Origin of the sequence: Curtobacterium sp. PhB142 (assembly GCF_004341255.1) — a bacterium.
In the GTDB taxonomy this organism is placed as follows: domain Bacteria; phylum Actinomycetota; class Actinomycetes; order Actinomycetales; family Microbacteriaceae; genus Curtobacterium.
This window is the reverse complement of the sequence record NZ_SLUT01000003.1, coordinates 281,871-302,174: the sequence shown is the minus strand read 5'-3', so window position 1 is coordinate 302,174 and position 20,304 is coordinate 281,871. Positions and strand designations below refer to the sequence as shown.

Here is a 20,304-nt window from a genome sequence, read left to right as displayed (position 1 = left end):
CGATGAGCGGAGCAGGCGCGGCGGACCGCGACCACGTCGACGGCACCGGGATCCGGGTGGCCATCGTCGCCGGGCAGTGGCACGACACGATCGCGGCGGGCCTCCTCGCCGGGGCGCAGCGCGAGGTCGAACGGCTCGGCGCCACCGCGTCGGTGTTCCCGGTCCCGGGGAGCTTCGAGCTGCCCGTCGTCGCGAAGACCGCCCTCGAGGCAGGGTTCGACGCCGCGGTCGCGCTCGGTGTGATCATCCGGGGCGGCACCCCGCACTTCGAGTACGTGTCCGACGCCGCCACGAGTGGGCTCACCCGCGTGGCGATCGACACCGGCAAGCCCGTCGGGTTCGGCGTGCTCACCCTGGACGACGAGCAGCAGGGCATCGACCGGGCCGGCCTGCCCGGCTCGAAGGAGGACAAGGGCGCCGAGGCCGTGCACGCCGCGGTCGCGACCGCCGTGACGCTGCGCTCGTTGCGCGTGCTCGCGTAGCGGCGCCCGCGGCCGCGGCCGCGGCGCCCGCGGAACCAGGTTCCGGACACAACACCACGCCGTTCCGCGGTGCTGTGTCCGGAACCTGGTTCCCGACACGGTGCCCGCACGCAGAACGGCCCCGCACCTCGAGAGGTGCGGGGCCGTTCTGCGTCGGCGGAGTGGTTACCGCTTGCCGAACACGTGGATCGGCAGGAAGAAGGAGAGGGTCATCAGGATGAGGCCACCCATGAAGATGAACGCCTGGCCTGAGTCGACCTGGAACGCGAACCCGAACAGGTACATCGACACCAGCAGCAGCAGGATCGAGAAAACAGCGGCGATGACGCGGCCCACGGGATACCTCCGGGTGTCGACGAGTGGAACGTCGCCAAGTCTATCCCCAGGAACGGGGATGGTCGTTCACGCGCCGGGCTTCGTCGCGATCAGACGATCCACGACGGCGAGGAGGGCCTCCATGTCGACGGTGCTCCGCTTCGGTCGACCGTCGCTCGCCGCACCGAGGGAGGCCTGGTGGTACAGGCCGTCGCCGAGGAGCTTGACCGCCTGGGCGGTGGGCTCGTCGTGCAGGGCGTCGACGAGGGTCACGAGCCACGCGTTCTCGGTGTCGTCGAGGGTCCGGCCGGCCTCTTCGTAGCCGGCCTGCTGCAGGCGGCTCGCGGCGAGGAGCGCGAGGTCGAGCTCGCTGCCGACGAACAGGCAGTTGCGGACGAAGTAGCGGGCGGCGCCGTCCTCGGCCTCGGCCATGCGCTCGACGTCGATCGCGGACAGGTCGGAGAGTCGCTCGCACAGCCCCTCGACCAGGGCCGCCTTCGAGCCGAAGTGGTACAGCAGCCCGCCCTTGGAGACACCGGCGCGGGCGGCGACGGCGTCGAGCGTCGCGGGACGTTCGCCGTCTTCGCACACGATGGCGACGAAGCTGTCGAGGACGCGGTCGCGGGCACTGGCCATGGGCACGAGTCTAGGAGGAGTTGTGCACGAGCAGGTGCAGGCGTCGCGGGCCGTCCCGCGACGCCTGCACCCTGCCGGTCGGGGCGCTCGGCCCGTCAGCCCTTCAGTGCTCCGGCGGCGATGTTGGCGATGAAGTGGCGCGAGCCGATGATGAACACGCCGATGAGCGGGAACACACTGATCACGGCGCCGGCCATCACCGCCCCGAGGTCGGTCGCGTTCACCGAGCTCAGTCCGGCCAAGGCCACCTGCAGGGTCTGTCCCTTCGGGTCGATGAGGACGATGAGCGGCCAGACGTAGTCGTTCCAGGCGGTGATGAAGGTGAAGATGCCGAGGAACGCGAGCCCGCCGCGGAGCATCGGGACCGCCACCGACCACCAGGTGCGGAAGAACCCCGCTCCGTCCACCCGGGCCGAGTCGATGACCTCGTTCGGGATCGACGAGGTGGCGAACTGCCGGAGCAGGAAGATGCCGAACGCGTTCGCCGCCCCCGGGATGATGAGCGCCTGCAGGCCACCGATCCACCCGAGGTTCGCCATGAGCACGAAGCTCGGCACCAGCGACAGGCTGCCGGGTACCAGGAACGTGGCGAGCATGACGGTGAAGAGCGTGCGCTTGAAGGGGAACTCGTACTTCGCGAACGCGAACGCGGCGAGCGAGTCGAACAGCATGACCAGGACGGCGGTGCTGCCGGCCACGAGCACGGTGTTCAGGAGTGCCCGCAGCATGTCGACGTTGCTGAACACGGACGCCACGTTCGCGAGGGCGTTGTCCCCGAACCAGAGCGACGGCGGGTAGCCGAAGATCTCGGCGTTCGTCGACGTGGACATCACGAGGAGCCACCAGAACGGGAAGATCGACAGCAGTACCCCGATGATCAGGCAGAGGTGTGTGACGGCGGTCCCGAGCCAGCCGCGGCGGAACCCGCGGCCGCGGTCGTTCCCTGCGGCTCCCGGTCGGCCGAGTGCCGCGGCGGTGTTGGTCGTCGTCGTGGTCGGTGTCGCGGTCATGCGTCGACCCCCTTCGTGCTGGTGCGGACCGTGCGGGCCACGCGGAGTCGTCGTGGGGTCTTCAGACCGTCGCGTTCACTGAGCAGACGCCAGTTGATGATCGCGAACACCACGGAGAACAGGAACAGCACCCAGGCGATCGCCGAGCCGTACCCGAAGTCGAACTGGTTGAACGCCTGCTCGTACTGGTAGAGCACGATCGTCATGCCGGCCTCGTCGGGGCCGCCCACCGCTTGTCCGTTGAACAGGATCTGCGGCTCCGTGAAGAGCCCGAGCCCACCGATCGTCGACGTGATGAGGGTGAACAGGATCACCGGGCGCAGCAGCGGCACGGTGATGCGCGAGAAGATCTGCCACGCGTTCGCGCCGTCCACCTTGGCGGCGTCGTACAACTCGGTCGAGATGGACTGCAGTCCGGCCAGGTAGATGATCGCGTTGTAGCCCGTCCAGCGCCAGATCACCATCACCGAGACGGTGACCTTGATGCCCCAGTACGACGACAGCCACCCGATCGGGTCCGCCCCGAGTGCGCGCAGTGCCGCGTTCACCAGGCCGAAGCCGTCGGAGAACACCGAGCCGAACACGATCGCCATCGCGACCATGCTCGTGACGTTCGGCACGAAGAACGCGACGCGGTAGAAGCCCTTCGCCCGGATGTTGCCGTGCAGCAGGAACGCGAGCACGAGCGCGAGGAACAGCATCGGGATCGTCGACATGACCCAGATGAGGAACGTGTTGCCGACGGCGTTCCAGAACCGCGGGTCGCCGAGCAGGTACTGGTACTGGGCCAGACCGACGAACGCGGGGGAGCCGACCCCGTCCCAGTCGGTGAACGACAGCACGATCGAGAACACGATCGGGAACAGCCCGAACACCAGGAAGAGCACGTAGAACGGCGCGATCGCGACGTACTGCGGCCAGAACCGGCGGAGCCCGTACCGTTTGCCGGTCGCTGCGGTGGTGATGGAGGACGTCGGGGTCCCGACGACCGCGGGGATGCTCGTGGTCGGTGGTGCCTGCTTGGTGCTCATGCGCGGACCCCCCGCTTGTCGAGGACCCGGTTGGTCTGGTCGACGGCGTCCTGCCAGGCGCGGTCCGGGTCCTTGCCCCCGGCCTCGACGTTCGTGATCTCGGTCGCGAACGCACCGATGAACCGTTCGGAGTTGGAGATGTACGTCACCGGGACGTCCATCGCCGAGGCGTTGAAGAACGCCAGCGGGTCCTGGTCGCCGAAGTAGTCGCCGGGCTTCCGCATGATCCCGTTGTCGAACGACGCCGGGGTGGAGGGGAACAGCTGGATGTCGTTGTACGTGTGCGACTGCACCTCGGGCGAGGTGATCCACTGCGCGAACGCGGCGGCCGCGGCCGGGTCCTTCGAGGTCTTCGGGACGGCGAGGAACGACCCGCCGCTGTTGCCCGGGCGATCCGGTTGCCGGGCGACCCGCCACGTACCGGCGGCGTCGGGAGCAGTGTCGTGGATGACCTGCGTCCACCACGCTCCCTCGATCTGTCCTGCGACCCGGCCGGACACCCACCCGGCGTTCTGGTCAGTGCCGGACTGCAGGTTGCCGGTGAGGCCGGAACGGACGCAGGCGACGGCGTTCTCCCACGCCTGCCGCACCGAGCTGTCGTCCTGCTCGAAGACCGGCTGGTCGTCGCGGTCGAAGTACCGCGTGGGGCTGGCGTAGATGTACTGGTTGAAGAGCTGGTTTGCGGTGATGACCGTCGCGGCGTCCGCACCCTTCCGGATCTTCGCGCCGAAGGAGCGGAACCCGTCCCACGTCGCGATCGCGTCGGAGACCTCGTCCGGGTCGGTCGGCAGCCCGGCCTTCGCCAGGACGTCCTGCCGGTAGAAGAAGCCGGTCGGTCCGGTGTCGACGGGCCAGAAGCACTGCCGGCCGCTCGGCGTCCGGCCGAGCGCGCTCTTCCAGTCGTAGTACTCGTCCCGCTTCGCCGCGCCGCCGTGGTCGTCGAAGTCGGTGAACAGGTCTTCGTCGGGGAAGTACAGCCAGCAGTTCGAGTTGACCATCAGGACGTCGGGGATGAACGCGTTCCCGGCGAGTGCCGTCCGGAACTTGGTGTCGTACGAGGCGCCGCCGATCAGGTCGGGGCGGAGCCGCTTGGACCCCTGCCCGGCGATCCCCCCGGCGGCCTGCCGCAGGAACTTCGGGTCGAGCGACCGGTTCCAGTACCAGAGGACGAGTTCGTCAGGGTCCTTGGAGATGGCGGTGCTCGTGGAGCACCCGGCCAACAAGGCGGTGGTGGCGAGGGCTCCGAGGGCACCTGCGCCGGCGAGGAACCCCCGCCTGCTGAGACTGATCGATGGAGATGACGTCACGAAACTACCTGCTCTCGTCGTTGAGATCGGGTTGGAAACAGCGATACCGGGTCCTCGAAGCGTTCGACCGTGAACGCTCACGAAGTGGTCCAGAGCATCCTCTGTGAGACACGCCGTGTCAAGCACTTCCGCATTGATCCGCCGGGCGTGTGGCACTAGCGTCGTCGTGACCGTGAAGGTTCACGAGACGACAAGGATCCGCATGTCAGCGCAGACCGCGAACACCGCCAGCACCCCGACTCCGACGGTCGCCGACCGCCCCGGCTGGGCCGTCCTCGGCCCCGGGGGCATCGCCCGCCGCTTCCTCTCCCAGCTGCCCGCGAGCGGTGGTGCCCTGGTGGCTGCCGGCAGCTCGTCCACCGAGCGGGCGCAGACCTTCGCCGACGAAGCCGCGCAGCTCGGGTTCGCCGACGTCTCCGCTGCGACCTACGACGAGGTCCTCGCCGACCCGCGCGTCGACGCCGTCTACGTCTCGACCGTGCACACCGGGCACGCGCGGCTCGTCCTCGCCGCGCTCGAGGCCGGCAAGGCCGTCCTGTGCGAGAAGCCCCTCGCCCCGAACCACGGCACCGCCATGGCGCTCGCCGATGCCGCACGCCAGGCCGGCCTGCCGCTGGTCGAGGCGTTCATGTACCGCTTCCACCCGCAGACCGCCGCACTGCTCGACCTCGTGCGGGACGGCGTGATCGGCGAGGTCACGCACATCGACGCCTCGTTCGCGTTCCGGACCGGTGAGCGGACCGGCCGACTGTTCGACGTCGACACGGCCGGCGGCGGGATCCTCGACGTCGGCGGGTACCCGGTGACGATGGCCGCCGCGATCGTGCAGGCCGCGACCGGTGTCGCCGTCGCCGAGCCGACGGAGCTCACCGCCACCGGCACCCTCGGGCCGACCGGTGTCGACGAGTGGACCGTCGCGCAGCTGACCTACCGCGGCGGCATCACGGCGTCCGTCCGCACCGGCGTCTTCGTGCAGGACGACAACGCGGTCGCGGTGTACGGCACGCGCGGTCGCCTCCTGCTCGCCGACCCGTGGACCCTCGGCGCCGACCCGACGATCGAGGTGCACACCGTCGACGAGGATCCGCGCACGCTGTCCTTCGCCGGCGAGCACCCCTACGCACGTGAGGCCGACGCCACCACCGACGCCCTGCGTGCCGGTGCGGTCGAGGCAGCACAGATGACGATCGACGAGTCGCTCGCGACCGCCCGCACCCTCGACAAGTGGCGCGCCGCGATCGGCCTGCGCTACCCGTTCGAGGCCGAGTCCGCCGACATCCCCACCGTGAGCGGTCGGCCGCTCCGGGTGCAGGACGGCAACCCCATGCAGTACGGCGAGATCCCGGGTGTCGGCAAGCGGCTGTCGCGCCTGGTGATGGGCGTCGACAACCAGCCCGACCTCGCCCACGCCAGCGCGATCTTCGACCTGTTCGTCGAGCAGGGCGGCAACGTCTTCGACACCGGCTACATCTACGGCGGCGGTGTGCTCGAGGGTCGGCTCGGCAAGTGGATCCAGAACCGCGGCATCCGCGAGGACGTTGTCGTCATCACGAAGGGTGCGCACACGCCGTTCTGCGACCCGGAGTCCCTGACGAAGCAGCTGCTCGAGAGCCTCGAGCGCCAGGGCTCCGACTACGCGGACATCTACATGATGCACCGCGACAACCCGGACATCCCGGTGGGGGAGTTCGTCGACGTCCTCGACGAGCATCGCCGCGCCGGCCGCATCCGCGTGTACGGCGGGTCGAACTGGACGCCGGCACGCTTCGACGAGGCCAACGCCTACGCACGGGCGAACGGGAAGCACGAGTTCGAGGTCCTCAGCAACCACTTCGGCCTGGCCGAGGCGTACGACGTGCCGTGGGACGGCTGCGAGCACGCGACCGACGCCGCGTCGAAGGCGTGGCTCGAGGAGCGTCAGGTCCCGCTGCTGCCGTGGTCGTCGCAGGCCCGTGGCTTCTTCACCGGCCGCGCGACGCCGGAGGACACCAGCGATGCCGAACTCGTCCGCTGCTACTACAGCGACGAGAACTTCGAGCGGCTCCGTCGCGCGCGGGAGCTCGGCGACCGGTTCGGCGTCCCCGCCACGGCGATCGCCCTGGCGTACGTGCTGAACCAGCCGTTCCCGACGTTCCCGCTCTTCGGACCGCGTACGATCGCGGAAGCCCGATCGTCCATGACGGGCCTCTCCGTCGACCTCACCCCGGAACAGGTGGCATGGCTGGACCTCCGCGACTGACCCAGTCGCCACCGGACGGCCCGCACTCCGGCGGCCGCGCGACGATCATCGACGTCGCTGCGGCCGCCGGGGTGTCCCGGCAGACCGTCACCCGCGCGATGAACGGCATGTCCGGCATCAGCGCGACCACGAAGGAGCGGGTGCTCGCCGTCGCAGCGTCGCTCGACTACCGGCCGTCGCGGTTCGGCCGCGGGCTGGTCACCGGCGGCGACCACCAGCTCGGGCTCGTCGTGAACGACCTGCGGAACCCGTACACGCCCCAGCTCGCGTCCGCCGTGTTCCGGCTCGCCGCCGAGCAGGGGTGGAACGTCATGCTCGCCGACGTCGACCTGGCGAGCGACGCCGACCGGATGGTCCAGGCGCTCGGTGCGCAGACCGACGTGGTCATCGGTTACCTCGGCTCGCGCCGGCACCGGTGGAGCGAGCTCCTCGGCAACGTGCCGATGGTCGAGCTCGACCCGTCCTCCGACCCGCCCACGGCAGCGGTGTGGATCGACCCCGCCGACGCGATCGAGGCCCTCGCCGACCACCTGGTGGCGACCGGGGTGCGGCACCCGGTCGTGCTCGACAACTCGTCGCCGGACCACACGAGTGCGCGCGGGCTGCTCATGCTGGACGCGCTGCGCCGCCGCGGCTACCTGCCGGAGCTCGTGCACGCGCCGCACGGCACCGCCGAGTGCGGTGCCGACGAGACGGCGCGGATCCTGGCTCGGAAGCGCCGACTCGACGCGATCCTGGCCTTCAACGACGTGATGGCGCTCGGCGTGCTGCAGGCCTGCCGCCGCGCGGGCGTCGACGTCCCCGGTGAGGTCCGGGTCGTCGGCGTCGACGGCCTGCCGCTCGGCGCTCTCGTGTCGCCGATGCTGACGACCCTGGCGGTCGACCTCGACGCCGTCGCGCGCGAGGCCCTCACGCTCGCGCTCGGCATGCTCGCCGGTGAGCTGCCGCGGCACGGCGCCGCAGTGCAGCGCACCGTGCGCCACAGTCTGCTGGTCCGCGACTCCGCCTGACGGCGCCCGCCCCGCCCGCCCCGCCCCGCCCGCCCGCCCGCCCCGCCCCGCCGGCCCAGCCCCGTCCCCGAGGTTCCGAAATCTCGGCATGTCGGCGCGCAGGCCGCCCGACATCGGAACCCGGGCAGAGTCCACGCGGCGTGTTGTGGAACCCCGGCACCGGAACTCCGGCACCGGAACTCCGGCACCGGAACTCCGGCACCGGAACTCCGGCACCGGAACCCCGGCACCGAAACCCAGGCACCGAAACCCCGGCACCGGAACCCCGGCACCGGACGCAGGTCGTGCCGCCGCCCCAGCCTCCCGCCCTGGGCGGGGCCAGCCGTCGGACGGGAGGCCCGTGGCGAGCCCGCCACGGGCCTCCCGTCCGCCTGTTGGTTGCATTTGCAACCATAACCGTCCAGACGGTACACTGACGGAGTCCTGACGGGGCGCGTGTCCATCCCGCGTCCCGTCTCGTCTGCCCCACGCACCGCCCGCCGTCGACCAGGTCCGGCTCGAAGTCCCAGGAGTCCGCCGTGTCCGCACTGCTCACCAGCCCCATCGCCACCCGCGTCACCGGCAGCCGCGCCCGACGGTTCCTCGCGCTCGCCGTGCTGATGCTGCCGGTCCTGCTCATCTCGGTGGACAACACCGTGCTGAGCTTCGCGCTGCCGTCGATCAGTCGTGCGCTCAACCCGGACGCCACCACGCAGCTCTGGATCGTCGACGCGTACCCGCTCGTCCTGGCCGGGCTGCTCGTCGTGATGGGCAGCATCGGTGACCGCATCGGCCGCCGTCGGATCCTGGTGATCGGGGCCACCGGCTTCGCGCTGTTCTCCGTCGCCGCGGCCTTCGCGACCGACGCCTGGATGCTCGTCGCCGCCCGGATCGCGATGGGGGTGTTCGGCGCGATGCTCATGCCCGCGACACTCTCGATCATCCGCAACGTCTTCGTCGACGCGGGGGAGCGGCGGATGGCGCTGGCCGTGTGGTCGACCATGTTCGCGGCCGGCAACGCCCTCGGTCCGCTCGTCGGTGGCACGCTGCTCGCGCACTTCCACTGGGGCAGCGTCTTCCTGGTCGCGGTGCCGATCCTCGTGCTCATGCTCGTCGGCGTCCCGTTCTGCGTGCCGGAGTCGCGCGACCCGATGCCGGGACCGGTCGACGTGCCGAGCATGTTCCTGTCCCTCGGTGCGCTGGCCCCGATCGCCTGGGCGATCAAGTCGTTCGTGCACCCGGAGGAGCGCGGGTTCGCGGTCGCGATGCTCGCCGTCGGGGTCGTCTGCGGCATCGCGTTCGTCCGCCGGCAGCTGCGGTCCCGCACGCCGATGCTCGACCTGCGCCTGTTCCGCAGCACGGCGTTCACCGGCAGCGTGCTCATGAACCTGATGGCGATGTTCTCGCTGACCGGCTTCCTGTTCTTCATCGCGCAGCACCTGCAGCTCGTGGCGGGGCTCGATCCGTTCGCCTCGGGTGTCGTGCTCATCCCCGGATCGGTGCTCACGATCGTCGCCGGCCTCGCGGTGGTGCCGGTCGTCGCACGGGTCGCACCGCGCTGGGTCGTGTCGGTCTCGCTGCTGTTCTCCGCCGCGGCGTACGCCCTCGTGGCGGTCCTCGGACACCACGCGTCGATCGCGGCGCTGGCCTTCGCGTTCGTGCTGCTCGGCATCGGGATCGGCGCGTCCGAGACCGTCACGAACGACCTCATCATCTCGACCGCTCCGGCGGACAAGGCCGGTGCGGCGTCCGCGATGTCCGAGACGGCGTACGAGATCGGTGCGGTGCTCGGCACGGCCGTCCTCGGCACGATCCTGGCGACCACCTACCGGGCACACGTCGTGGTGCCGGGCGGGCTGAGCTCGACGGCGCACACCGCTGCCCAGGAGACGCTCGGTGGTGCGGTGTCCGCCGCGTCGTCCCTCGGCGGCGGCGCCGGCCAGGCGCTCCTCGAGTCGGCACGGGCAGCGTTCGACTCCGGCGTGACGATCACGGCCGGCGTCGCCGCGGTGCTCATGGTGATCGCTGCCGCAGGTGCCGTCGTCATGCTCAAGCGTCGCTGACGCGCGCCGCTTCGCGCGCGGCTGACGCGCGCCGCTTCGTGAGCGGAAATGGTCGGGTTGCGCCACGCGACCCGACCGTTTCTGCTCACGAAGTCATCGCCACGGCGCGCCCGGGAACGGTCGAACCTGTGAATCGTTGACCTCAACCATGGTTCAGGTCATACGTTGGGACATGGCCGCCCAGTGACGGCACACCCCGCGCGAAGGAACGACGACGAACACCATGCCCGACGAAGCCCCGGCGAACATCGCCGAAGCGTACAAGTCCGCGTTCCGCGGGCACCCGGCCGGCGTCGCCGTCATCACCGCCGAGGGGCCGGACGGTCCGACCGGACTCACCGCCTCGAGCGTCGCGAGCGTGGCTGTGGACCCGCCGGTGCTCGTCTTCTCGCTGTCCACGAACTCCGGGTCCGCCGGTGTCGTGCTCGGCGCCCCGGTCTTCGTCGTGCACCTGGTCGACTCGCTCAGCGTGGCGCTCGCCCGGCGGTTCGCCTCGACGGGCAGCCCCACCGCCGACGACCCGATCTGGGGCACCCTGCCCTCGGGTGACCGCTACCTGCCCAGTGCCGCGAGCGCGCTGCGGTGCCGCCCGCTCTCCACGACCCCGATCGGCAGCTCGACCGTCGTCGTCGCCGAGGTCCTCGACATCGTCGTCGGCCTCGAGCACGGCGAGCCGCTGGTCTACCACAACCGGGAATTCCACTCCCTCACCGATCGTTCCCGGCTCTCGTGAGCCGCGGAATCCCATCCGCAACCCACTGATCGAAAGGACCTCACATGGCTGAGTACACCCTGCCGGAGCTGCCGTACGACTACGCCGCACTCGAGCCGCACATCAGCGGCAAGATCATGCAGCTGCACCACGACAAGCACCACCAGGCCTACGTGACCGGAGCGAACACCGCGCTGCAGCAGCTCGGTGAAGCGCGCGAGTCGGGCAACTTCGGTGCGATCAACAAGCTCGAGAAGGACCTGGCGTTCCACCTCGGTGGCCACGTCAACCACTCGATCTTCTGGACCAACCTCGGCCCGGACACGAAGGTCCCAGAGGGCGAGCTCGCCGCGGCGATCGACGAGTTCTTCGGCTCGTTCGACACCTTCAAGGCGCAGTTCGCCGCCGTCGCGAACGGCATCCAGGGCTCCGGCTGGGCCGTCCTGGCCTGGGACACCGTCGGCCAGAAGCTGACCACGTTCCAGCTGTTCGACCAGCAGGCCAACGTGCCGTTCGGCCTCGTGCCGATCTTCATGCTCGACATGTGGGAGCACGCCTTCTACCTCGACTACCTCAACGTCAAGGCGGACTACGTCAAGGCCGTCTGGAACATCGTCGACTGGGAGAACGTCGCGGCGCGCTTCGCCAACGCGAAGTCGCAGTCGTTCGTGACGCTCTGATCCACCGACCGCGGGTCGCGTGACGCGACCGACGGACGAACGGGAGGCACGGTGCCAGCTGGCACCGTGCCTCCCGTTCGTGCATCACGCCGCGGTGACTTCCGCGCCGGCGGCGAGCCGGTCGGCGATCGCCCGGAGCGCGGCGTCGGTGTCGGCGCGCTCGCGGTCGACGATCGCGGTCCACTGGGCACCGCGGGCAGTCGTCACGGCGTCGCGTGCGACGCGCTCGGCGGCCTCCGAGTCGTAGCCGTGTGCGAGGCACCACGCGGCGACCGCTGCCACGTGGTCCCGGTGCAGACCGCGTTGCCGGACCCGGCCGTCCATCGCCTCGACGGACCCGAGCTCGAAGGTGAGTCGGGCCGCGAGTGCTCGGTGCGGGTCGTCGAGGCGACCGAAGCTGGTCATCAAGTAGTCGGCGAGGGCGGAGCGGTCTGCCGCGGGGTCGAGCGCAGCGTGGCAGACCGTGTCGGCCAGGTGCACGACGACGGAGTCGATGAGGGCGTCGCGGGACCCGAAGTGGTACACGATCGGGTACGCACTGGTGCCCAGGATGCGACCGAGGCTGCGGACCGAGACGTCCTCGAGCTTGGTGTCCAGCAGGTGCAGCGTGACCTTCTCGAGGATCGCCGGCTTGAGCGTCGGGTCGGGCTTCCGGGGCATGGCATCTCCGTCGGATCGTCGGCGGCGGGCACACGACCCGCCACATGGTGGCATTGCGTATGTTACCGGTCGGGTCAGGCGATTGGCCACCGGGGCGAGGGTCCTTGCGGTGCTGAAAACGGAGCTTTACTCGGTTCCCCGTACACTAGGGCAGATGTCCATGCCGCAAGAGGCCTCCGTGCCCGTGTCGCAGCCCGAGGGGACCCGTGCCGGACGGGTGGTCGCGGGCCGCCGTCGTGGCGCCGGAAAACGGTTCCTGGTCATCGGCGACGTCCTGGACGGCGTGCTCGTGCAGACGACCGCGCACACCATCGGGGTGCACGACCCCGCCGCCGTGATCCGCCACCGACCGACGGGTGCCGCCGGCAACACCGCCGCCTGGCTCGGCTGGCTCGGTGCCGAGGTGGACCTCGTCGCGCGGGTCGGTGTCGACGACGTCTACCGGCACGAGCGCTCGTTGGAGGACGCCGGTGTCCGCCCGCACCTGCGCTACGACGCGATGACCTCCACCGGGGTCGTGGTGTCCGTGCGCAACGACAGCGGCCGCACGGCGATGTCCGACCCGGCCGCGAGCGGGAAGCTCACGGCTGCCGACGTCCCCGAGGCCGTGGCCCGACGCGCGGACATCGTGCACCTGACCGGGCACGCGATGCTCGGTGGCGGCGCCGACCGCATCGCATCGCTGGTCGCACGCGCCCGGACCGGCTCGGCTCGGGTGTCGCTCGACCCGTCCTCGGCGGCCATCGTCCGGTCGGTCGGAGCTCCTGCCTTCCTCGAGGCCCTCGTCGGCGTCGACGTCCTCTTCCCCGGCCGGCAGGAGGCCCTCGAACTGACCGGGACGACCGACCTCGACGACGCGGTGCGGCGACTCACCGAGCACGTCCCGCTCGTGGTGGTCACGGTGGGCGCCGACGGCGTGCTGGTGGGGCGACGCGGACGGAGCGTGCACCGCGTCCCCGCGACGCCGGCCACGGTCGTCGACACCGTCGGCGCCGGTGACGCGTTCGCCGCGGGCTTCGTGCGTGCCTGGGCGACCGATCCCGTGCGCGTCGGGGCGGCTGCACGTGAGGGCACGCGCGTCGCGGCGCGGGCACTCGGGTTCGTGGGAGGTCGCCCACCGGTGTGACGGGCAGTCGCCAGACCGGCACCGACACGGACCTGACCGGCCCGTCGCGTGCGGTCCGGTGTGTCAGCGCTCTGCGGGCTCTGCCACGACGGTGAGGGTCTGGACGCGTCCTGCCGCGCCAGGGGCGAGCCGGATCTCGACGCGCAGGCGCCCGCAGGTGCCGGGCAGCCACCACCGCAGGTGCGACGGCGCCGACGACTGCTCGGCGACGGGAGCGGCGGTCAGGTCGGCACCCACCTCGGCCACCGCCGCCGCGATCGCCCGCCGGCGTCGGTCGTAGGGGACGTCCATCGCCACGTTCGGCGTGCAGACCGCGTCCGCCACGTCGTCCTGCCAGTCGGCCAGGAGGCCCGTCACGGCAGCCTGCGCCGCTCGCGTCGCCCGGACGGTCGGCTCGGCGCCGGGGCGGCGCACCGGTCCGGTCCGCGTGTCGCCGTGCCCGTCGGACGCCGCCGGACGCGCTGCGTCCAGGAGCCGGTCGTGTGCCTGTTGGGCAGCGGCGGAGACCTTCGCCTGCGTGGCGTTCTCGAACGCGACGACACCGAGACCGGTCTGCGCGGACCAGCGCATGTGTGCCGAGAACCCCGGGTAGCCGCCGGAGTGCGAGACGAGTTCGCCGAACCGGTCGTCCTGTTCGACGAACAGCCCGAAGCCGTACGCCGTGGCGCGTGACGAGCCGGGGACGACGGACGACGGCACGACCCGCATCGCCTGCTGCAAGAGCCGGCGATCGGCGGGGGAGACCGGGCCGGGTTCCGGGGCGTCGGAGGACGCCGACCCGAGGTGCGTCGCCCACCGTGCGAGGTCGCGGACGGTGGAGAACAGTCCGCCGATCGACGAGAACGCACCCGGGCCGGTCATCGGCAGGGGCTCCCAGTCGCCGTCGTGCGGGCGGAACCCGGTGACGACCGGTCCCTGCGCCTCGGCCGCGCTGAACACCGTGTGGTCGAGACCGAGCGGTCGGAGCACGGTGTCACGTGCTGCCTGGGTGAACGGACGGTCGGTGACGACGGCGACGACCCGCCCGAGCAGGGCGTAGCCCAGGTTCGAGTACGCGAACCGGGTGCCCGGCACCGAGTCGAACAACAGCCCGCCGCGCAGGACGTCGTCGAGCTCGGCGTCGCTGATCGACTCCTGCCGGTCCGCCCAGGGATCGTCGGTGGGGAAGCCGGCCGACATGGTCAGCAGCATCCGCACGGTCGGTACGGGGGAGTCCGGCGTGGGCAGGGGCACGGCGCCGAACGCCGGGACGAACGCGGTGATCGGCGCGTCGAGGTCCAGTCGGCCGTCGGACACCAGCGTCAGCAGCGTCGCCGCGGTGACGCTCTTCGTGCACGATGCGATCCGGTAGACGGTGTCGGCGTCCGGCCGCTGCCCGTCGCCGCGGTCGCCGTGGCCCCCGGAGGCGACGAGACCCGTCCGGTCGAACACACCCCACGCACTGCTCGGCGCGACGCCACGGTCGACACGGTCACGGAAGAGCGCGTCCACCTGCGCGACGGCGGTGTCCCACGGGCTCATGACCGACGCATCTCGGCGTACGCGTCGAGCGCGCGCTGCCGGGTCGCCTTGAGGTCGACCATCGGCTCGGGCCGGAGCTCCTCCGACGGCACCCACCGGTGCACGTACTCGCGGTGCGGGTCGAAGCGCTCGAGCTGCCGGTCGGGGTTGAACACCCGGAAGTACGGCGCCGCGTCGAAGCCCGACCCGGCGACCCACTGCCAGTTCGCGGCGTTGTTGGCGGAGTCGGCGTCGACGAGGGTGTCCCAGAACCACTGCTCGCCCACCCGCCAGTCGACGAGCAGGTTCTTGACGAGGAAGCTCGCGGTCGCCAACCGGACGCGGTTGTGCATGGCGCCGGAGTGCCACAGCTCGCGCATGCCGGCGTCGACGAGGTCGAACCCGGTCGTCCCGGTGCGCCACCGGTCGACCTCGGCATCGGGGGCTTCCCGCCACGGGAACGCGTCGAACTCGCGACGCACGTTCACCGTCCTGATGTCCTCGCAGTGGAAGTACTCGTTCCAGTTGAACTCGCGCCAGGCCAGCTGTCGCAGGAAGGCGGAGGCGTTCTGGCGCTGCTCGGGCTCGAGCGCTCCGTGCAGCCGGTGCCACACCTGGTACGGGCTGACCTCGCCCCAGCGCAGGTGCGGGGACAGGTCGCTCGTGGCGGCCATGGCGGGTTCGTCGCGCTGGTCGTAGTCCTCGAGCGCATGGGTGACGAAGTGCTCGAGCCGCTGGTGTGCGCCGTGCTCGCCGGGCTCCCAGGCATCGCGGAGTCCGCCGGCCCAGTCGGGACGGGTCGGCAGCAGGTCCCACTGGCGCAGGTCGTCGCTCGCGACCCGGGCCGGGGCGGGCAGGTCGCGCGGCTTCGGGAGCGGGTGCCGTGGTTCCGGCATCGCCTGGGCAGCGCGCCAGAACGGGGTGAACACCTTGTACGGCTCGCCCTGCCCGGTGCGGACGGTCCACGGTTCCCAGAGCAGGCTCGCCGCGAAGCTGTGCGCCTCGATGCCGCGGTCGTGCAGGGCGCTCTTGATGCCGGCGTCGACCTCGCGCTCGGCCGGACCGTACCGACGGTTCCAGAACACGGCGTCGGCACCGGTGTCGGCGACGAGGGTGTCGATCACCGCGGCGGCCGCACCCCGTCGCAGCACCAGCCGCGAGTCACGGTCACGCAGTTCGCCGTCCAGCGCGGTGAGCGAGTGGTGGAGCCACCAACGGCTCGCCGCGCCCGCGGGACGGATGCCGGGGGATTCGTCGTCGAGGACGTAGACCACCGTGACGTCGCCGCCGTGGTCGATCGCGGCACGCAGCGCAGGGTTGTCGGCCAGCCGCAGGTCGTCGCGGAGCCAGACCAGTGCGCCGGTCACACCGGTGCCGGGTCCGACTCGGAGACCGACCGCGCGACGGCCCGTCGGCCCGGGGCGGTGCCGACCGCGAGGCGCAGCTTCGTGCAGAGCTCGGTGAGGGTGCGGAGTTCGGCGTCGGACAGTCCGGCGCCGACCTGCTGCGCGATGCTCGCCGCGTGCTGCACGGCCACCTGGCGGTAGACGTCGAACCCGTGCGGGGTGAGCGCCACGATGACGCCGCGGGCATCGGACGGATCCGGCTGCTTCTCGACGATCCCGCGGGCGAGCAGGCGATCGACCAGACGGCTCACGCTCGGCTGGGTGAGGAGCAGGTGGCCGGTGAGGTCACGCATGCGGCAGCGTCGACCGGGCTGCGTCGACAGGTTGAAGCAGACGTCGTACTCGTTGAAGGAGATCTCGCCGCCGGGGAAATCCGCGTTGAGGCTCCGCATCACGGTGACCTGGGCGCGGAACAGTGATTCCCAGGCGGCGACGGCGGTCGCCTTCTCGCTGCGGCGTGACTCGCTCACGATGGCGCTCCCCTCTGGTCGGACGGTCCGTCCACACTACCGACGGCCCCCGACAGGCGCGGGTTCGACATGCACGCGCTCGGACATGCACGAGGGCCGGCCGCTCTTCCGAGCGACCGGCCCTCTCCCTTGCACCAAGAGTTTCCTGCAATCACATTCCGCAGGCGGTGCCACAGCAAACACCGTCTGCACCACCGACTGTATAACGAAGCGGTAACGGCGCGCTAGCCTCCCCGTGCGTCGTTCGCTGCGAGTTCACCAAGAGCGACCGATCAGGATCAGAAGAGGTCGGGTGAGGGCGTGGAGGCGTAGCGGACGGCCACGTCGGCGTGCCGGTCGAACCGGTAGCCCACGCCGCGGACGGTGCGGACGATCTCCTCGAACGCGCCGAGCTTGGAGCGGAGACGACGCACGTGCACGTCGATGGTGCGCTCGTTCGGGGTCTCGTCCTCGCCGTCCGACCACAGGCCGTCGATGATGGCCGAGCGGTCCACCGTCTGGCCCTCGCGCAGCACCAGGAACTGCAGGAGTTCGAACTCCTTGTAGGTCAGGGGAGCCGCGTCGCCGTCGAGCGTGACGCGCTTGCGGGAGATGTCGATGACGACCCCGGTCTCCTCCGGCTCGGGCTTCTCGGCCTGCTTGCGGGCGGCGACCGCGGACCGGTCCTGCAGGGCCAGTCGGACGACGTCGACGTCACGGCCACCGGACTGCTCCGCGGCGACAGCGACGGCAGCGTAGGTCTCCGAGTTCGGCACCAGCTGCGCGGTCAGTGCCTTCAGCTGCTCGACGACGGCTGCGAGCGTCGTACCGGCCGCTGCCGCCTTCGCCTCGTCGATCCCGACGTAGAGCGCGAAGCCACGGGCCTCGGTGCCCTCGGGCAGGGAGCGGTTGCGCTGCGGTGCGACGACCGGGCTGGTCGGCACGCTCGTCTGCCCGGTCGTGGCCGGCGTCGCGGGACGCGGACGGATCGGGGTGACCGTCCCGAGGTCGGTCGGCGCCGGAGCGGCGGTGCGGAGCGCGGTGCGGGGCTGGGCGATGGTGAGCGACATGGTGGTTCTCCGGGCGATGTGGCCGGTGCGCGTGTGGCGCTGGCGGCGGTGTCGAATGCGTCGACCCGGGTACGGCTGGATGCCGATGTGCCCTGCGGTCCTGCTGCGGACCGGGGCGGACCCGGGGGAACGGGAGACAGACCTCGTGACGTGGTGCGCGTCGCCGACGGTGTCCGTCACCCGGGGATCACACGCTCGCGACCGGGGTGGTGTCGCGGGGGATCCGGCTGGAACGGGTGCCGATCAGGCACACATTCGACAACGCATGACGGCGACCGGCATCATCATGCCGGCAGTCCCCTGGACCTCGGAGAGGACGCGGGTGGACACGGTTGCAGTCATGGGACGAGTATCGGCGGTATACCAAGGTGGTGTCAACCGTCCGAGCAGACGGTGCGTTCCGCGCACCGGTGGCGGTGGACCGGGCTGACGGACGACGGGAGGCCCGTGGCGGTGTCGCCACGGGCCTCCCGTCGATCGTCGGTGACGTCGACTGCCTACTCGGCCAGACCGTAGAGGCGGTCGCCGGCGTCGCCGAGACCGGGGACGATGTACCCGTTCTCGTCGAGCTTCTCGTCGAGGGCACCGAGGACGATCGAGACGTTGCGGTCGCCGACGGCCTCTTCGACCATGGCGAGCCCCTCCGGCGCACCGAGGATGCACACGCAGGTGATCTCCTCGGCACCGCGGGCGAACAGGAAGTCGATGGCAGCGGCGAGGGTCCCGCCGGTGGCCAGCATCGGGTCGAGCACGAAGCACTGACGGCCGGACAGGTCGTCGGGCAGGCGCTCGGCGTAGGTCTGCGGCTCGAGCGTCTCCTCGTTGCGGGCCATGCCGAGGAACCCGACCTCGGCCGTCGGCACGAGCTTGACCATCCCTTCGAGCATGCCGAGGCCGGCACGCAGGATCGGGACGACGAGCGGACGCGGCTTGGCGATCGAGACGCCCATGGTGTGCGCCACGGGGGTGTCGATGGGCGTCGCGGTGACCCGGACGTTCCGCGTGGCTTCGTACGCGAGGAGCGTGACGAGCTCTTCGGTCAGGGCGCGGAACGTGGGGGAGGGTGTGGTCCGGTCGCGGAGCACCGAGAGCTTGTGGGTGATGAGCGGGTGGTCGGCGACGTGGACTCGCATAGGGTCGAGCCTACCGTGCTGCCGACCACCTGGAGGTCCCGTGGAAGCGCCCGCTGCCCGTCCGTTCGTCCCGGCGATGGAGCGCGCGCTCGACGAGGCCCGGGCCTGCGTGGCGACCGGCGACGTGCCCGTGGGGGCGGTGGTGCTCGACCGCGACGGCGTCGTCGTCGCCGTCGGCCGGAACGAGCGCGAGGCGCTGCAGGACCCGACCGCCCACGCCGAGGTACTGGCGCTCCGCGCGGCCGCTGCGGTCACGGGGGACTGGCACCTCGACGAGCACACGCTCGTCGTGACCCTCGAGCCGTGCCCGATGTGCGCCGGGGCGATCCTGGCCGCACGTGTGCCGCGGGTCGTGTTCGGTGCCTGGGACCCGAAGGCGGGCGCGACCGGCAGCGTCTACGACATCGCCAGGGACCGCCGGCTGCCGCACCGTTCCGAGGTCGTCGGCGGCGTGCTCGAACGCGAGTGCGCCGCGCTGCTCGACGCGTTCTTCAGTCAGCGGCGAGGATGACGATCGCCTCGGTCGGCGGGCGCGGACCGGTGCGGAGCACGTCGGGCTCGACGTAGATGACCCGGGCGATCGGCACCGCGGAGCGCACCCGCTGCTCGACCGTGTCGATGCCCGCGGCGACGTCCCCCAGGCGGCGGTCGCCGTCGACGGCGACCTTCACGCCGACCATCAGCTCGTCCGGACCCAGGTACAGGGTCTTGATGTGGATGATCGAGTCGACCTCCGGGCCGTCGAGCACCGCGTGCTTGATCCGCTCGACGTCGGCGGCGGTCGCGCCTTCCCCGACGAGGAGGCTCTTCGTCTCGATGCCCAGGACGACGGCGACGGCGATGAGCAGTGCGGCGATGAAGATCGTGCCGATCGCGTCGAAGACGCCGTTGCCGGTGATCGCGGTCAGCCCGACGCCGAAGAGTGCGAACACCAGGCCGAGCAGTGCCGCGGTGTCCTCGAGCATGACGACGGGCAGCTCCGGGGCCTTGGCGCGGCGGACGAACTGGACCCAGCTGAGCGTGCCCTTCTGCGGCCGGGCCTCCTTCAGTGCGGTGCGGAGCGAGAAGCCCTCGAGCCCGATCGCGATGACGAGCACGACGAGCGGCAGCCACCAGTTCTCGAGCGGGTGCGGGTGGGCGAGCTTCTCGATGCCCTCGTAGAGCGAGAAGACGCCGCCGACGGAGAACAGGATGATCGAGACGACGAAGGCGTAGACGTAGCGCTCGCGGCCGTAGCCGAACGGGTGCTCCTCGTCGGCGGCGCGGCGCGCCCGGCGACCACCGAGCAGCAGGAGGAGCTGGTTCGCGGAGTCGGCCAGGGAGTGCACGCCCTCGGCCAGCATCGACGCGGACCCGCTGATCGCCGCCGCGACGAACTTCACGATCGCGATGCCGACGTTCGCACCGAGTGCGGCGAGGATCGCCTTCGTGCCTCCTGAAGCGCTCACAGCTGTCCCCTTCTCCCGATCTGGAAGACGATCCTAGGCGAGGCCGGT

General features: G+C 71.0%; 20 protein-coding genes. 8 read left to right on the top strand and 12 right to left on the bottom strand.

Features of this window, described 5'->3' with window-relative positions:
• Nucleotides 1-2: 2 nt before the first annotated feature.
• Complete coding sequence (gene ribH / locus EDF31_RS07675) at nt 3-482, top strand: 6,7-dimethyl-8-ribityllumazine synthase (protein WP_123292070.1); 480 nt, start codon at nt 3-5, stop codon at nt 480-482.
• Between the two features lie 165 nt (nt 483-647).
• On the opposite strand, the gene EDF31_RS19905 is transcribed toward ribH, so the two are convergent.
• From EDF31_RS19905 to EDF31_RS07655, 5 genes are all read right to left on the bottom strand, one after another.
• Nucleotides 648-818, bottom strand: coding sequence for a hypothetical protein (locus tag EDF31_RS19905; protein ID WP_159574085.1), 171 nt, complete (start codon nt 816-818; stop codon nt 648-650).
• A gap of 66 nt (nt 819-884) precedes the next feature.
• Nucleotides 885-1,433 carry a TetR/AcrR family transcriptional regulator gene (locus tag EDF31_RS07670; protein ID WP_123292071.1) on the bottom strand — a complete coding sequence of 183 codons (549 nt, stop codon included), beginning with the start codon at nt 1,431-1,433 and terminating at the stop codon, nt 885-887.
• A gap of 95 nt (nt 1,434-1,528) precedes the next feature.
• Entirely contained in the window at nt 1,529-2,443 is a 915-nt protein-coding gene (locus EDF31_RS07665) for a carbohydrate ABC transporter permease (protein ID WP_123292072.1), read from the bottom strand.
• On the bottom strand, nt 2,440-3,474 hold the full coding sequence (locus EDF31_RS07660; protein WP_131845719.1) for a sugar ABC transporter permease: 1,035 nt from the start codon (nt 3,472-3,474) through the stop codon (nt 2,440-2,442). The genes EDF31_RS07665 and EDF31_RS07660 overlap by 4 nt, the downstream gene beginning before the upstream one ends.
• Nucleotides 3,471-4,781: an ABC transporter substrate-binding protein gene (locus EDF31_RS07655; protein ID WP_235036058.1), complete on the bottom strand. Its 1,311-nt coding sequence runs from the start codon at nt 4,779-4,781 to the stop codon at nt 3,471-3,473. Before EDF31_RS07655 ends, EDF31_RS07660 begins: the two co-directional genes overlap by 4 nt.
• A gap of 202 nt (nt 4,782-4,983) precedes the next feature.
• Between EDF31_RS07655 and EDF31_RS07650 the strand changes: the two genes are divergently transcribed.
• From EDF31_RS07650 to EDF31_RS07630, 5 genes are all read left to right on the top strand, one after another.
• The gene (locus tag EDF31_RS07650; protein ID WP_131845718.1) at nt 4,984-7,020 is read left to right on the top strand and encodes an aldo/keto reductase; all 2,037 of its coding nucleotides are present in this window, start codon (nt 4,984-4,986) and stop codon (nt 7,018-7,020) included.
• Nucleotides 6,999-8,030 (top strand): LacI family DNA-binding transcriptional regulator, encoded by a 1,032-nt coding sequence (locus EDF31_RS07645; RefSeq protein ID WP_131845717.1) that lies wholly within the window; start codon nt 6,999-7,001, stop codon nt 8,028-8,030. The genes EDF31_RS07650 and EDF31_RS07645 overlap by 22 nt, the downstream gene beginning before the upstream one ends.
• A 518-nt stretch (nt 8,031-8,548) precedes the next feature.
• The gene (locus EDF31_RS07640) at nt 8,549-10,072 is read left to right on the top strand and encodes an MFS transporter (protein ID WP_123292076.1); all 1,524 of its coding nucleotides are present in this window, start codon (nt 8,549-8,551) and stop codon (nt 10,070-10,072) included.
• 223 nt (nt 10,073-10,295) lie between these two features.
• Complete coding sequence (locus tag EDF31_RS07635; protein ID WP_111084301.1) at nt 10,296-10,805, top strand: flavin reductase family protein; 510 nt, start codon at nt 10,296-10,298, stop codon at nt 10,803-10,805.
• 44 nt (nt 10,806-10,849) lie between these two features.
• Nucleotides 10,850-11,464: a superoxide dismutase gene (locus EDF31_RS07630; protein ID WP_123338827.1), complete on the top strand. Its 615-nt coding sequence runs from the start codon at nt 10,850-10,852 to the stop codon at nt 11,462-11,464.
• Nucleotides 11,465-11,548: 84 nt separating this feature from the next.
• Here EDF31_RS07630 and EDF31_RS07625 read toward each other — a convergent pair whose 3' ends face one another.
• Nucleotides 11,549-12,124 (bottom strand): hypothetical protein, encoded by a 576-nt coding sequence (locus EDF31_RS07625; RefSeq protein ID WP_165901361.1) that lies wholly within the window; start codon nt 12,122-12,124, stop codon nt 11,549-11,551.
• 154 nt (nt 12,125-12,278) lie between these two features.
• Between EDF31_RS07625 and EDF31_RS07620 the strand changes: the two genes are divergently transcribed.
• Complete coding sequence (locus EDF31_RS07620; RefSeq protein WP_165901360.1) at nt 12,279-13,250, top strand: PfkB family carbohydrate kinase; 972 nt, start codon at nt 12,279-12,281, stop codon at nt 13,248-13,250.
• 63 nt (nt 13,251-13,313) lie between these two features.
• Here EDF31_RS07620 and EDF31_RS07615 read toward each other — a convergent pair whose 3' ends face one another.
• The 5 genes from EDF31_RS07615 to upp all read right to left on the bottom strand — a co-directional run bounded on the left by EDF31_RS07615 (nt 13,314) and on the right by upp (nt 18,808).
• On the bottom strand, nt 13,314-14,771 hold the full coding sequence (locus tag EDF31_RS07615; RefSeq protein WP_131845714.1) for a serine hydrolase domain-containing protein: 1,458 nt from the start codon (nt 14,769-14,771) through the stop codon (nt 13,314-13,316).
• Nucleotides 14,768-16,117 carry a deoxyribodipyrimidine photo-lyase gene (locus tag EDF31_RS07610; protein WP_131845713.1) on the bottom strand — a complete coding sequence of 450 codons (1,350 nt, stop codon included), beginning with the start codon at nt 16,115-16,117 and terminating at the stop codon, nt 14,768-14,770. The genes EDF31_RS07615 and EDF31_RS07610 overlap by 4 nt, the downstream gene beginning before the upstream one ends.
• Complete coding sequence (locus EDF31_RS07605) at nt 16,114-16,626, bottom strand: MarR family winged helix-turn-helix transcriptional regulator (protein ID WP_131845712.1); 513 nt, start codon at nt 16,624-16,626, stop codon at nt 16,114-16,116. Before EDF31_RS07605 ends, EDF31_RS07610 begins: the two co-directional genes overlap by 4 nt.
• Nucleotides 16,627-16,904: 278 nt before the next feature.
• Nucleotides 16,905-17,675, bottom strand: coding sequence for a winged helix-turn-helix domain-containing protein (locus tag EDF31_RS07600; RefSeq protein ID WP_123292081.1), 771 nt, complete (start codon nt 17,673-17,675; stop codon nt 16,905-16,907).
• 497 nt (nt 17,676-18,172) lie between these two features.
• Entirely contained in the window at nt 18,173-18,808 is a 636-nt protein-coding gene (gene upp / locus EDF31_RS07595) for a uracil phosphoribosyltransferase (protein ID WP_111084293.1), read from the bottom strand.
• 76 nt (nt 18,809-18,884) lie between these two features.
• On the opposite strand from upp, the gene EDF31_RS07590 reads away from it, so the two are divergent.
• Nucleotides 18,885-19,319 (top strand): nucleoside deaminase, encoded by a 435-nt coding sequence (locus tag EDF31_RS07590; protein ID WP_131845854.1) that lies wholly within the window; start codon nt 18,885-18,887, stop codon nt 19,317-19,319.
• On the opposite strand, the gene EDF31_RS07585 is transcribed toward EDF31_RS07590, so the two are convergent.
• Nucleotides 19,300-20,256, bottom strand: coding sequence for a cation diffusion facilitator family transporter (locus tag EDF31_RS07585; RefSeq protein ID WP_123292082.1), 957 nt, complete (start codon nt 20,254-20,256; stop codon nt 19,300-19,302). The genes EDF31_RS07590 and EDF31_RS07585 overlap by 20 nt on opposite strands.
• Nucleotides 20,257-20,304: the final 48 nt, after the last annotated feature.

Coding starts and splice junctions, on each gene's coding strand:
- EDF31_RS07650 (WP_131845718.1), top strand. CDS start 4,984: ATGTCAGCGCAGACCGCGAACACCGCCAGCACCCCGACTCCGACGGTC.
- EDF31_RS07625 (WP_165901361.1), bottom strand. CDS start 12,124: ATGCCCCGGAAGCCCGACCCGACGCTCAAGCCGGCGATCCTCGAGAAG.
- EDF31_RS07590 (WP_131845854.1), top strand. CDS start 18,885: ATGGAGCGCGCGCTCGACGAGGCCCGGGCCTGCGTGGCGACCGGCGAC.
- EDF31_RS07630 (WP_123338827.1), top strand. CDS start 10,850: ATGGCTGAGTACACCCTGCCGGAGCTGCCGTACGACTACGCCGCACTC.
- upp (WP_111084293.1), bottom strand. CDS start 18,808: ATGCGAGTCCACGTCGCCGACCACCCGCTCATCACCCACAAGCTCTCG.
- EDF31_RS07620 (WP_165901360.1), top strand. CDS start 12,279: ATGTCCATGCCGCAAGAGGCCTCCGTGCCCGTGTCGCAGCCCGAGGGG.
- EDF31_RS07645 (WP_131845717.1), top strand. CDS start 6,999: ATGGCTGGACCTCCGCGACTGACCCAGTCGCCACCGGACGGCCCGCAC.
- ribH (WP_123292070.1), top strand. CDS start 3: ATGAGCGGAGCAGGCGCGGCGGACCGCGACCACGTCGACGGCACCGGG.
- EDF31_RS07660 (WP_131845719.1), bottom strand. CDS start 3,474: ATGAGCACCAAGCAGGCACCACCGACCACGAGCATCCCCGCGGTCGTC.
- EDF31_RS07600 (WP_123292081.1), bottom strand. CDS start 17,675: ATGTCGCTCACCATCGCCCAGCCCCGCACCGCGCTCCGCACCGCCGCT.
- EDF31_RS07615 (WP_131845714.1), bottom strand. CDS start 14,771: ATGAGCCCGTGGGACACCGCCGTCGCGCAGGTGGACGCGCTCTTCCGT.
- EDF31_RS07670 (WP_123292071.1), bottom strand. CDS start 1,433: ATGGCCAGTGCCCGCGACCGCGTCCTCGACAGCTTCGTCGCCATCGTG.
- EDF31_RS07665 (WP_123292072.1), bottom strand. CDS start 2,443: ATGACCGCGACACCGACCACGACGACGACCAACACCGCCGCGGCACTC.
- EDF31_RS07635 (WP_111084301.1), top strand. CDS start 10,296: ATGCCCGACGAAGCCCCGGCGAACATCGCCGAAGCGTACAAGTCCGCG.